The 12,921-nt window shown below is 30.5% G+C and carries 10 protein-coding genes; 3 read left to right on the forward strand and 7 right to left on the reverse strand.

The features are described from left to right. The first annotated feature begins 161 nt into the window (after nt 1–161). The gene (locus tag ACN0WB_RS09105) at nt 162–2,819 is read left to right on the forward strand and encodes an MGH1-like glycoside hydrolase domain-containing protein (RefSeq protein ID WP_417431006.1); all 2,658 of its coding nucleotides are present in this window, start codon (nt 162–164) and stop codon (nt 2,817–2,819) included. Between the two features lie 30 nt (nt 2,820–2,849). Here the strand turns inward: ACN0WB_RS09105 and ACN0WB_RS09110 are convergent, their stop codons facing one another. From ACN0WB_RS09110 to ACN0WB_RS09135, 6 genes are all read right to left on the reverse strand, one after another. Next, nucleotides 2,850–4,172 (reverse strand): DUF58 domain-containing protein, encoded by a 1,323-nt coding sequence (locus tag ACN0WB_RS09110; protein ID WP_417431008.1) that lies wholly within the window; start codon nt 4,170–4,172, stop codon nt 2,850–2,852. A gap of 228 nt (nt 4,173–4,400) precedes the next feature. Continuing rightward, nucleotides 4,401–5,390: an AAA family ATPase gene (locus tag ACN0WB_RS09115; RefSeq protein ID WP_417431010.1), complete on the reverse strand. Its 990-nt coding sequence runs from the start codon at nt 5,388–5,390 to the stop codon at nt 4,401–4,403. Nucleotides 5,391–5,578: 188 nt separating this feature from the next. Next, nucleotides 5,579–6,751: a DUF4350 domain-containing protein gene (locus ACN0WB_RS09120; RefSeq protein WP_417431012.1), complete on the reverse strand. Its 1,173-nt coding sequence runs from the start codon at nt 6,749–6,751 to the stop codon at nt 5,579–5,581. Further along, on the reverse strand, nt 6,751–7,542 hold the full coding sequence (locus tag ACN0WB_RS09125) for a DUF4129 domain-containing protein (RefSeq protein ID WP_417431014.1): 792 nt from the start codon (nt 7,540–7,542) through the stop codon (nt 6,751–6,753). The genes ACN0WB_RS09120 and ACN0WB_RS09125 overlap by 1 nt, the downstream gene beginning before the upstream one ends. After that, nucleotides 7,532–8,410: a DUF4013 domain-containing protein gene (locus ACN0WB_RS09130; protein ID WP_417431016.1), complete on the reverse strand. Its 879-nt coding sequence runs from the start codon at nt 8,408–8,410 to the stop codon at nt 7,532–7,534. The genes ACN0WB_RS09125 and ACN0WB_RS09130 overlap by 11 nt, the downstream gene beginning before the upstream one ends. A 49-nt stretch (nt 8,411–8,459) precedes the next feature. Next, the gene (locus ACN0WB_RS09135; protein ID WP_417431018.1) at nt 8,460–9,464 is read right to left on the reverse strand and encodes a stage II sporulation protein M; all 1,005 of its coding nucleotides are present in this window, start codon (nt 9,462–9,464) and stop codon (nt 8,460–8,462) included. A gap of 22 nt (nt 9,465–9,486) precedes the next feature. Between ACN0WB_RS09135 and ACN0WB_RS09140 the strand changes: the two genes are divergently transcribed. Next, nucleotides 9,487–10,239: an RDD family protein gene (locus tag ACN0WB_RS09140; protein WP_417431020.1), complete on the forward strand. Its 753-nt coding sequence runs from the start codon at nt 9,487–9,489 to the stop codon at nt 10,237–10,239. Between the two features lie 144 nt (nt 10,240–10,383). Here ACN0WB_RS09140 and ACN0WB_RS09145 read toward each other — a convergent pair whose 3' ends face one another. Continuing rightward, nucleotides 10,384–11,358 carry a deoxyhypusine synthase family protein gene (locus tag ACN0WB_RS09145; RefSeq protein ID WP_417431022.1) on the reverse strand — a complete coding sequence of 325 codons (975 nt, stop codon included), beginning with the start codon at nt 11,356–11,358 and terminating at the stop codon, nt 10,384–10,386. Between the two features lie 327 nt (nt 11,359–11,685). On the opposite strand from ACN0WB_RS09145, the gene ACN0WB_RS09150 reads away from it, so the two are divergent. Beyond that, nucleotides 11,686–12,561: a hypothetical protein gene (locus tag ACN0WB_RS09150; protein ID WP_417431024.1), complete on the forward strand. Its 876-nt coding sequence runs from the start codon at nt 11,686–11,688 to the stop codon at nt 12,559–12,561. Nucleotides 12,562–12,921: the final 360 nt, after the last annotated feature.

Here is a 12,921-nt window from a genome sequence, read left to right on the forward strand (position 1 = left end):
AAATTAAATAAGTTAATTATTCTAAAAATAAATTTAAATCCTATAATGACTCAAAGTGATAAAATAAGAAGTAATTATCGAACTTAAAAGGAATTTTAATTCTATTAAAAATCAGTAATTTTGTAAAATATTTTTAGAAATTAATCGACTGGAAAAAGCTTATGAAAACTGAAAATGAAAGATTAAAGAATGACGAATGGCGGGAATGGGGACCTTATGTAAGTAACAGACAGTGGGGAAATGTTCGTGAAGATTATAGTCATGATGGAAATGCTTGGGAATCTACAAGTCATGATGAAGCAGAAAGCAAAGTTTATCGATGGGCAGAAGAAGGAATTGCAGGAATTAGCGATTCTAAACAATTATTATGCTTTGCATTTTCTTTCTGGAACAAAAAAGACAAAATGGTAAAAGAACGCTTTTTCGGCGTTTCTAACTACCAAGGAAATCACGGTGAAGATGTAAAAGAATTATTCTATTATTTAGATAATACACCGTCTCACAGTTATATGAAAATGGTTTATAAATATCCAATTAACAGATTTCCATACGAAGAATTAATTGAAGAAAATGAGCGAAGAAATAAAACTGAACCAGAGTTTGAATTAATCGATACCGGAATTTTTAATGATAATAAATATTTTGATATCTTTATTGAATATTGCAAAGTAGATCCAGATGACATCTTCATTCGAGTAACCGCTTGTAATAGAAGTAACGAAAATGCTCCCTTAGTAATTTTACCTACAATTTGGTTTCGAAATAATTGGATTTGGGGTTATAATGATTATAAACCTCAACTAAAAAAATCAAAAAAAGACGTTATAGATATTTTACATGACAGTATTTCTATAAAAAAGTTTTACGCAAGAAATCCTGGTACAGAAGCACTTTTTTGCGAAAATGAAACCAATGTTTCCAAAATTTATAACTTACCACAAACGCCCGGTTATTTTAAAGATGGAATTAATGATTTTATTACCGATGGAAAAGAAACCGTAAACCCAGAAAATATCGGAACAAAAGCTTGTTTTCATATTGACACAGAAATTGCAGCAGGAGAATCTAAATCCTTTGACTTCCGACTTTCTCCGCACGAAATGAATGATGCATTTTATGATTTTGATGAAATATTTGAAATCAGAAAAAACCAAGCCAATCATTTCTATGAAGATATGCAAAGAAATATTCCAGATGAAGATGAGAGAAATGTTCAACGACAAGCGTTTGCAGGACTTCTTTGGAACAAACAATTTTACCATTACAATATTTCAAAATGGTTGAAAGGTGATCCAAATTTAGAAGCACCAAGAAATTTTGATAGATTTGTTCGCAACACAGAATGGAAACATCTGCACAATAAAGATATTATTTCAATGCCCGATAAATGGGAGTATCCATGGTACGCAACTTGGGATTTGGCGTTTCACTGTGTTTCTTTTTCAATGATTGATGCCGGTTTTGCTAAAAACCAATTGGCTTTAATGACAAAAGAATGGTACATGCATCCAAACGGACAAATGCCTGCTTATGAATGGAATATGAGCGACGTAAATCCACCCGTTCATGCGTGGTCTGTTTTTCGAGTTTTTAAAATTGATGAAAATATTAATGGAAAAGCAGATATCAAATTTCTAGAAAGTGTTTTTCAAAAATTATTATTAAATTTTACTTGGTGGGTGAACCGAAAAGACATCAAAGGAAATAATCTTTTTGGTGGCGGATTTCTTGGTTTAGATAATATCGGTGCCTTTGACCGAAATATGGAGTTAAAAAATGGTGAACATTTAGACCAAGCCGATGGAACCAGTTGGATGGCGATGTATTCTCTAAATATGATGCGAATCGCGATGGAATTGGCAGTGCAGAACGACGTTTACGAAGATATGGCAATCAAATTTTTTGAACACTATCTTTATATTGCAGATGCAATGGAACATATCGGAGAAGGAAAAAATGGACTTTGGAATGAAGAAGACGGTTTCTTTTACGATGTTCTACAACTTTCTGACGGCGATAGTATTTCATTAAAATTAAGAAGTATTGTGGGTTTAATTCCAATGTTTGCTGTGGAAGTTATTGATCACGAAATGATTGAACGACTTCCAAAATTTAAAGAAAGAATGGATTGGGTTTTGAGAAATAAACCAGAACTCACAAAATTAGTTTCACATTGGGAAGTAGAAGGCGTTGGAAAAAAACATCTTTTAAGTATTTTACGAAAAACCAGATTAACCAAAGTTCTCCACAGAATGCTTTGTGAAGAAGAATTTTTAAGTGATTACGGAATTCGAGCCATGTCAAAAATTTATGAAAAAAATCCTTTTGTTTTCACTGTACATGACCGAGAATACGTGGTGCATTACACTCCCGCAGAAAGCGACAGTTCAATGTTTGGTGGAAACAGTAATTGGCGAGGACCCATTTGGTTTCCAATCAATTTTCTTATTGTAGAAAGTTTACAAAGATTCCATTATTATTATGGCGATAATATTCAAGTGGAATTTCCTACACACAGCGACCAATATTTTAATTTAAATGAAATTTCAGAAAAAATAAGTAAGCGTCTTTGTAATTTATTTCTAAAAGATGAAAAAGGTAATCGGCCATTTAATGGCGGTGTAGAAAAATTTAACCAAGATCCTTATTTTAAAGATTATATTTTATTTAATGAATATTTTAATGGCGATACCGGAAAAGGTTTAGGCGCGTCACACCAAACTGGATGGACTTCTACCGTTGCAAAAATGTTACAACCAAGAAATCTTTTGAGTGGTTTGAATAAAGAAAAAATAATTCCCGATTATTTGGAAAATTAGTTTTAAAAAAAATATTAAATTAATTATTTCTTACAAAATCCCCCTCGCTTTAATCTCCAAATATTTATTAATTACTTCAATATTTAAATTTTCTGGTGCTGTATAAATACTGTAAATACCATATTTTCTCAATTCTTGAATAATCAATTTCTTTTCAAATTCAAATTTTTCTGCGATAATTTCATCATAAATTTCCTGCATATTTTCAGGATTTTTGTGGATGAGTTCTTGCAATTCAGAATTTTTAAAAAAGACAACTACCAAAACGTGGTTTTTTGCAATGCCTCGCAAATATTTCATTTGCCGATTTACAGCGTCCAGAGTTTCAAAATTAGTGAAAAGCAGCAGCAAGCTTCGTTGCGAAACCGAATTTTTTAAATCTTGATACAATCGGTTGAAGTCACTTTCGTAAAAATTGGTTTTAATATTATAAAGTGCTTCAGAAATTTTGCGCAATTGTCCGTTTTTATTTTCAGCTGCAATTTTATTCTCAGTTTTTTTAGAAAAAGTCATCATTCCTGCGCGATCCGATTTTTTTAAGATAATGTGGCTTAAAGCCATTGTTGCATTTATAGAATAATCTAGCAAACTTAGTCCATTAAAAGGCATTTGCATTGTTCTTCCTTTGTCAATTAACATAAAAATCCGTTGCGCTTTTTCATCTTGAAATTGATTCACCATCAATTGATTTCGCTTTCCGGTCGCTTTCCAATTGATGGTTCTAATATCATCTCCCGGAACATAATCTTTGATTTGCTCAAATTCCATCGTATGTCCAAGTTTTCTAATTTTTTTTATTCCACCCAATAAAAATTCATTTTGCAAAGCCATCAATTCGTATTTTCGAAGATGAATGAATGACGGATAACTCGGTAAATTCTCATCTTTCTGGAAAGTAAAACGGCGGGAAACGAAACCTAATTTAGTTTGAACAAATACATTTAAATTTCCAAAATTATATTCGCCGCGTTCTTTTGGCGTGAGAAAATAGTTTAATAAAATATTTCGATTTGGCAGAATTTCTTTTAAAATTAAAAAATCGCGGATTTGAAATTGAAAAGGAATTTCATCAATGATTTTGACTTTAATCGTGAAGTTATAGTTGTTTTTTACATCTAATTTCACTTCGTTTTCATCGCCGTTTGAAAGTTTCTCAGGTAAAACACGAACCGCAGAAATGGTTTTTTCTGGATTAAATAAAAATAAATAATCTAATATAAAAGCCAAAAAAGTTAATATTAAAAAAAGATGCGCCACAACTAACAAAGCTGGAAAGAAAAAACCTAAAACATAGAGAAATCCCACACCGCAAAGCATGAAAAATAAACGGTTATTTAGGAATAGATTTTTCATTTTTTTATAAGTATTTTTCACGCAAAGCCACAATGTTGATACGCAATGTTCGCAAAGATTTTTTTACGCAAATAGATTTACAAAAGCCTAATTAATTTTATATTAATATTTATTTCCAATTTTGTCATTCCGTAGGAATCTAAGCACTTTTTTTGCAGCGGTGAGATTCCTGCAGAATGACAAAGCGATGTTCTTCACACTTTTACTTTTTTCATTTTTCCTTAAATATTATCTCGGAATTTCAATACTTTCTAAAATCTGTCTAATTATTTCATCTGCAGTCAAACCTTCCATTTCGCGTTCCGGCGAAACCATAACTCTGTGGCGTAGAACTGCAAAAGACGAATCTTTAATATCTTCTGGCGTTACAAAATCTCTTCCACGGATTGCCGCAAATGCTTTTGAGGCCTTTAATAAAGCCAAACTCGCTCTTGGAGAAGCGCCTAAATATAGAAACTGATTTTCTCTGGTGTTCACAATTATTTTTGCGATGTATTCTAAAAGTTGAGGTTCAACGACTATTTCTTTTACCAAATGTTGATAATCCGAAAGTTGTTGTGCAGAAATCACAGAATTTACAACAGATGTTTTATCATCCAATTTACTTTCATGCTGATTTTTTATGATTTGAATTTCTTGATCCAAATCTGGATAACCGACATTTATTTTAAATAAAAAGCGGTCAAGTTGCGCTTCTGGAAGTCTGTAAGTTCCTTCATGCTCAATAGGATTTTGTGTAGCCACAACTAAAAACGGTTCGTCCATTTTATATTCCGTTCCGTCCATCGTGATCTGGCGTTCTTCCATCACTTCAAAAAGTGCAGCTTGCGTTTTTGCAGGAGAACGATTAATTTCATCAATTAAAACAAAATTGGAGAAAATCGGTCCTTTTTTAAATTCAAACTCAGAGTTTTTAATATTAAAAATTGAAGTTCCCAAAATATCAGACGGCATCAAATCTGGTGTAAACTGAATTCTGCTAAAATCTACGGCAATTGTTTTCGCCAAAAGTTTCGCCGTAATTGTTTTCGCAACGCCCGGAACACCTTCTATCAAAACATGTCCGTTGGAAAGCAAAGCCGCCAAAAGATGTTCTACCATTTTTTCTTGGCCTACAATTACTTTCGCGATTTCGTCTTTTACCAATTGTAAATTATGACGTAATTCCGTCATTTCTAATCGGGATTCAAACTGCGGATTTATATTTTCTTCTTCCATAATTTTGGATTTTTTATTTTTATTTACTTTGATTCTGTCTAATTTTTAACGCAAAGTTCGCAAAGAGTTTTACTTCTAAACTGCTTTTCACTCTTTTGTTAAGTTCGCAAAGACGTTTCACTTAGCAGAGTTTAACATACAACTTAATTTTCTTATCACCTTTATGAATCTTAATGGTTTAATTCATTTTATTGTGGCAAAATTTCATCTAAAATTTTATTTAAAGTATGCAAATCTTCTTTCATTACAGAAGAATATGGATCTTGGCTTTTTTTAATTAAAACCAAAACTTCTTTAATTTTTTCTAAATTTTTACCCGTTTTTAAATGTATTTTTTGAGCAAAATTCTCATCCAATTCTTTAGTGTCAATCATTAAATCTAATCTTACACGATGCAGAAAATATCGCGATTTCTTCGCCATCATATCATGAAAATCGCCTTCCTGTAAATATAAATTCCCGATGCTTTTTACAAAATCTACAGAAGTATTTTTAAGAGGTTCAATGATTGGGACAATTCTCTGTTTTCTTTTAACATTAAAAATAACAAATAAAATTAATCCAACCCAAAGCAAATACCACGCATATCGTAAAGCTGGATTTGCCAAAATAAAACGAAGCGGCGAACTTGCAGCTTCCGAATCTGCAGATTTTGAATCTACAAACCAAACCGTTTTTCTCTGTGGTAAATAAGAGAATATGTCTTCTATATATTTTTTATTTTCTGGTTTTAAAAGATAATAATTAGTTAAAACCAAAGGTTCAGAATGTAAATAAACATGACCTTTTCCGTAATTTATTTTAATAAAATTGGCTTGTAATTCACTTTTATAATAATCTGATTTACCTAAAATTTCATTTTCTGAACTTAAATAATAAAAGCCATTACTGGAAGGAAATTTATCAATAAAAACAGTGTCATTTTTAAATTTTGTATCGGTTAATTTCAGAACATTTTTATCTTCGTAATTAACGACCGTTGTTAAAAATTTTAATTGTTTTTCTAAAAATTTCGGGAAATGTTGATTGATTATAATGGCATCTGAACCTTTATTAACTTCCGCTAATAATTTTTCGGCAGAACTTTTGTCTAAATTTTGCTGAATTAAAAGAATATTATGCGGTAATATTTTGGTATTTTGTCCATAAAATGCGAAAGGAGATTTTTCAGATTTTGTAACTTCATTATTCAATAGCTGATTAATTTCGTGGTCGAAAACATACAAACCAAACGGACTTTTTTGATTAATATCAAAATTCTTCCGCCAATCGATTACTTCTTTTTTACTCAGCTCTAAAACGCCGAGTAAAACAGCGATTACAAGAAATAAAACAGCATATATTTTAAAAGTTTTACTCATTAAAATTTGGTGATTAGAAATTTTTCTTTGTAATATTCATAATCATTTTGGGAGATTGAAAACTCGCCGTACCAAACGTAATCAAAAATATAAGCCAGTTCTAAAAATTGGTTTTTTGAAGTTTCATCTTTTAATTCGGAAACATAATCTTGGTTGGTTTTTTCGGGCATCCAAATAATTTTATTTTTATCTGAAAGAGATTTTAAAACCGATAAAAAACGGTATCTAATTGCAGAACGAAAGTTTTTTTCAATTTCAAATTTTTGAATTAATTCTGGAAAATTTATCTCATGAATATTATCAATAATTTCACCAGAATTAGGCGCTAATTTTTTATTTTTCTTACCAAAAAAGAAATTACCGCTTTTAGAATTAAGATATTTAATTAAATAGTAAAGAAGAAAACCCAAAGCAATAACGCCTAAAATCCGCAAAATATTTAAGGTATATCGATTCGCAGTTAATGGATCTAAATCACCAAAAATTTTACTTAGAATTCTACTTACATTTCTCTTAATTCGTTCCCATAAAGATTCGTGAGGTTTTAGAATAGAATAATCAAAATCTTTTCCTTTGTATTTTCTTTGAAAATTATCCCTGAAATTTCTTGGGTAAACCGTGTTTTCGGTTTTATAATTTCTTTTTAAAAGAGAATCTGCAGGAAGCATTTCTTTTTTAGATTGGTGCAAAGTATCCAAAACTGTTTTCACATTCTCAGGTAAAGTACCTTCCTGCGCCGAAAAACTGGAATAAAAAATAAAAAAAGTAAAGAAAATAAATTTAAATTTCATTTACACCAATGCTTTCAATTTCTGTAAAATCTTCGTTTCTATGTAAATCTAATCGGCTGTCATAATAAATTAAACCGGCATTTATGTAATTGGCGTTCATCAAAACAAAAGAGCAAAGAATAGAAATAGCGTAAAAAACAAAAAATAAAATTCCCATTCCGCCATTAAAAAAATTCTTCATTGCTTCGGGCTCATTTTGTGTGGGAACGGTAAGAACTGAAACGCCCATTATAACCATCGGAATAAAAATTAAAACGCTGGAAACGGTTTGTACAATCATATACATTACCAGAGATGACGCCCAATATTTCCAAAAAGGTGATTTTATTCGTTTGTTTGAATAAGAAAATTGCGCTTTAAAACCATAACTTAAAGAAGCAAAAAATCCATTATTGGTATTAAAATAATGAAAAAGTGTAAGATTTACCACATTTGCTAAAGCTGGGAAAAGTAAAATTAATAGAAAAAATCCAATGATAATGAACATTAAGAAAAATGAAATGGTCATTAAAATCGCAGTCAATGGAAGCATAATTATAAACATTCCGACTACAAATTTTATAAATTTCCAAATGTGTTTTTTAAAATCTGCCAAAAGTTGATTGGATGTAATATTTGGATCTCCAGTTTCCGCAAGTCGCTTCATATAAAGCACGGGAAAAGTGTAAATTAAAAACACACAAGCCAAACCAAGCAGTAAAAACAACAAGCCAAAAACCACCATTACTCCTGAATTTTCTTGAAAATATTGTTCAAAATAATAAGATTGTCCTTCTACATTTCCGGAGAAAATTTGAGCAAAAATACTTTTATATCCTACAACATATAAAACCACTAAAAGCAAAAGCAAAGTGCCGTTTAGCGCCAAATAATTTTTAAAATAATTTTTGCCATAAATTTTAAAAAAATTAAAGGTATCACTTATCAGTAAACTGAAATCTCTCTTCTGGTAAAATTGCATTTTGGTAAAGTTTTTTATAACGAATTCTGGAATATATAAAATAATAATAAACAATAATTGAAAGCGTGCCGAAAATTATAATTAAATTTAAAAAAACGGGCATTTGCAAAGCATATCTAGTTATGAAACCTTCGATAAGTCCTGCTACAATTGTAAAGGGAACGGTAGAAAGAAAGATTTTAAAACTGTCTTTAAATCCAATTTTAAAGGAATTAAAACGGCTCAAAGTTTTGGGAAATAAAATGGAAGCGCCTAAAATTAAACCCGCCATAGTTTCAATTACCATACTGAAAATTTCGAAAACGCCGTGTAACCAAATTCCGCGAGCGCTATCTAAAAGTGCGCCTTGTGTTTGGAAGAAATATTGAAACGCACCGAGCATTACAGAATTTCGAAGAAGTGCATATAAACTTCCGACGCCGCCGAAAATTCCATAAATATACATTTTGGAACCGACCATTAAATTATTAAAAATAATTCCAAAAGCGGATCCCCAATTGGTTCCACTTCCATAAACGCCGACTGCATTTCCTTTTTTAATATTTTCAATCGTCATATTTACATAAGAATCTCCCAAAAGTAAACGTGGGAAATCTTTATCATAAAAGGAAGAAATAAATCCAATTGCTGTGAAAAGTATAAAAAAAACAAAGGCATAAAACATATACCTTCTGTATTGATAGACAAGTAGCGGAACTTCAGTTTTAAAAAAGTGTAAAAACCGGTTTTTCTCGATGCGCCTCGTTTTGTAGATTTGCTGAAAAATTTGCGAAGAAAGATGGTTTAAATAAATTAAAACTTTACTTTTAGGATAATAAGTTTGCGCAAAAGAAAGATCATTTACAAGATTGATATAAACTGAAGAAAGATCATCGGGATTTTTTTTAATTTTTCCACTGATGATTTGCTCAATTCCCAACCATTTTTCTTTATTTTGTTTGATAAACGCAACCTCTCTCATATCTTCTGCTAAAATATAAAATATGTCGCAAATTGCAATCAACACTTCTCAAAATGTTAATATTAATTTCACAACAGCAAGCGTGGGTGAAAGAATTTTAGCATTTTTTGTAGATATGGCAATCAAAATTGCTTATACTTTAGTAATTTTTTATTTATTTTTTAAACTCTTACATCTCGATGCTTTTCTTTCTGGTTTAGATGAATGGTCAAAAGGAACCATCATTATTCTTCTACTTTTTCCGACAATTATTTATACTTTGGTTTTAGAAAGTTTAATGGAAGGTCAAACTTTTGGAAAAAAATTATTGAAAATAAGAGTGGTGAAAATCGACGGTTATCAAGCGGGTTTTAGCGATTATTTAATGCGTTGGTTTTTCCGTTTAATTGACGTTTTCACCAATTCTGGCGTGATTGCATTAATTACAATTATAGTTTCTAAAAACAACCAAAGGTTGGGAGATATGGTTGCAGGAACTGCGGTGATTACTTTAAAAAATAAAGTGAATATTTCACACACGATTTTAGAAAATTTGAAAGAAGATTATATTCCAACTTTTCCAACAGTTGTTTCTTTAAATGATAATGATATTAGAATTATTAAAGAAAATTTCCAGAAAGCTATGAAAATTGATGACCGACAACTGATGACGAAACTCTCCAATAAAATTAAAGATATTTTAAAATTACAAATCGATCCGCGAGATTTTACTGAACGACAGTTTATACAAACGATAATTAAAGATTATAATTTTTATACAGGAAAAGAGGTTTAAAGCGATTTTAGGTTTTAGGTTTTAGGAAATTAGTAATTGGTAATTGATAATAAATAATAAAAATTCCGTTCAAAATTTTGAACGGATTTTTTTAGTTTATTTTTCGAAAATCTCAAATCTCAAATTTCAGTTCTCAAATCTCTTTTAAGAATTCTCCAAAATATAAGAAAACATCAACGGCGCACAAATCGTGGCGTCACTTTCTACAATATATTTTGGTGTGTGAATATCTAATTTTCCCCAAGTGATTTTCTCGTTAGGAACTGCTCCAGAATAAGAACCGTAAGAAGTTGTAGAATCAGAAATCTGACAGAAATAAGACCAAAAAGGAATATCCGTCATTTCCATATCTTGGTATAACATTGGAACCACGCAAATTGGGAAATCTCCCGCAATTCCACCACCAACTTGGAAAAAACCAACACCTTTTCCGCCAGAATTTTTTGGATACCAATCTGCTAAATACATCATATATTCAATTCCAGATTTCATTGTGGAAGGTTTCAATTCACCTTTGATACAATAACTGGAAAAAATATTTCCCATCGTAGAATCTTCCCAACCTGGAACTACAATTGGCAGATTTTTTTCCGCCGCAGCAAGCATCCAAGAATTCTCTTTTGGGATTTCATAATATTGTTCTAAAACGCCGGATAAAAGCATTTGGTACATATATTCGTGTGGGAAAAAACGATCTCCTTTCGCTTCTGCATCTTTCCAAATTTCAACAATATGTTTTTGCAAACGTCGGAACGCTTCCTCTTCCGGAATACAAGTATCTGTAACTCTGTTTAAACCTTTTTCTAATAAATTCCATTCATCTTGCGCCGTCAAATCCCTGTAATGTGGCACTCTCTCGTAATGCGAATGCGCCACCAAATTCATTAAATCTTCTTCTAAATTTGCGCCAGTGCAAGAAATAATATCCACTTTATCTTGACGAATCATTTCCGCTAAAATTTTTCCTATCTCTGCAGTGGACATTGCGCCCGCTAAAGTAATCATCATTTTTCCGCCATCTTTAAGATGCGCCACATAACCTTTTGAAGCGTCTACCAAAGCCGCAGAGTTGAAATGCAGATAATATTTTTCTATAAATTCCGTAATCGGTTTGCTCATTTTTTTAAATTTTAACAAAGATAATATTTTAAAATTTTGGGAGCAAGACGGTTTTCGCTTCTTTGAAATATTATACACGCCTCCGTTACAATCTGTCATTGCGAGGAACGAAGCAATCTGTCGAACTTTCACGCACGCAATAACAGGATTTCCTCTGCAATCGGGGCTAGAATTTTGGGTTGTTTTTCTTTCGACGGGAAGAATTGGTTTTCGTATTTTAAAGTTTAGGTTAGAAAAAGCCTATATTTTTAATGATAATTATTTTTTATATTTACTATATGTAAAGTATGACGACAGTCAAACATAGCTAACTAAAATTGGCTAAATATGTATAAGTTATCTGCAAGCAAAATGAGCGTCAAAAAAATAAAATTTGAATTTAAAAAAAGAATCTTCAATAACAGATTCAGTATTCCTTTATTCATCTCAATTATTGGTCTTCCAATAATATTATTCAGAAACGGAGTTTTTGATTTAACTAATCTTCCAATCTTTTTTGTGATATTGGGAAATGTTATTTATTTCTCACTTACAAATGTTTATACTATCAAAATTTTTGAAAATACTACAGAATTTAAAAATGTATTTGGCAAAACTAAAATAATCCCAAACAATAAAATCACATATTCAGAAACCTACTTTGCGGGAAAAGATACGATGAATAATAAATTTCAAACGCTGAAACTTGAAATTAAATTTCTTAGTAAAAGAGTGACATTATTTAAAAACGAAGAAGAAAATTACGATTCTTTTATTAAATATTGTAAAAAAAATTACTCAAGATTTCCCGATAAAACAATAAATTATTGGAATTACTTTATTCCTACATTAATATTTAGTTTTGGAATTTATTTTTTTATTTTTACTCGAAATTCATTTATAAAACAAAGTGAAGATAACCTAACGCAAATTCAGAAATATGGATATGTGAAAATTGTAGGAACTTTTAAGGATTATGAAACGATTGGTAGAAATATTAATGAAGTTTGGTTTCATTTGTATGAATATCCAAAATTTGATTTTTCGCCAATTGATTTTTCAAAAAACAAGTCTAAATATTATAATTTAAAGAAAAATGGAGAAAAAACTATAATTTACATTTCACCTAATGAGTACAAAAAGAAAATTATACAAAATATTCCACTAAAATTTTATGATAAATTTTTTCAGTATAACGAAATTACTGCATATAAAGTTGAATAGTAATTGACCCGATGGCGCGGATTTATAATCTGTGACAAAATTAAGAAATGATAAGCATAAAACATTTCAAAAAAATTTCTCCAAAGAAAACAAAACAAAAAATTACTAATTTTACTTTAAAACAAATTATAGTCACGGATTATAAATCCGCGCCATCGGGTAGAATTTCGAGTAGTTTTTCTTTTGAAGGGAAGAAAGTTTCGATAAAAAATTATTTCTCTCTTTACGGTTTTCCGTAATTTTCATTAAAACTATTTTGTTATATTTGATTTATTAATAAAGGATGGCATTAGTCAGACCAAGCCACCCAAAAATGGTTGTATAGGTCTGATTTTGTCAGACATATATACAAGTTGGAGA

Origin of the sequence: Halpernia sp. (assembly GCF_048269545.1) — a bacterium.
GTDB lineage: Bacteria > Bacteroidota > Bacteroidia > Flavobacteriales > Weeksellaceae > Halpernia.

Coding starts and splice junctions, on each gene's coding strand:
- ACN0WB_RS09105 (WP_417431006.1), top strand. CDS start 162: ATGAAAACTGAAAATGAAAGATTAAAGAATGACGAATGGCGGGAATGG.
- ACN0WB_RS09110 (WP_417431008.1), bottom strand. CDS start 4,172: ATGAAAAATCTATTCCTAAATAACCGTTTATTTTTCATGCTTTGCGGT.
- ACN0WB_RS09115 (WP_417431010.1), bottom strand. CDS start 5,390: ATGGAAGAAGAAAATATAAATCCGCAGTTTGAATCCCGATTAGAAATG.
- ACN0WB_RS09120 (WP_417431012.1), bottom strand. CDS start 6,751: ATGAGTAAAACTTTTAAAATATATGCTGTTTTATTTCTTGTAATCGCT.
- ACN0WB_RS09125 (WP_417431014.1), bottom strand. CDS start 7,542: ATGAAATTTAAATTTATTTTCTTTACTTTTTTTATTTTTTATTCCAGT.
- ACN0WB_RS09135 (WP_417431018.1), bottom strand. CDS start 9,464: ATGAGAGAGGTTGCGTTTATCAAACAAAATAAAGAAAAATGGTTGGGA.
- ACN0WB_RS09140 (WP_417431020.1), top strand. CDS start 9,487: ATGTCGCAAATTGCAATCAACACTTCTCAAAATGTTAATATTAATTTC.
- ACN0WB_RS09145 (WP_417431022.1), bottom strand. CDS start 11,358: ATGAGCAAACCGATTACGGAATTTATAGAAAAATATTATCTGCATTTC.
- ACN0WB_RS09150 (WP_417431024.1), top strand. CDS start 11,686: ATGTATAAGTTATCTGCAAGCAAAATGAGCGTCAAAAAAATAAAATTT.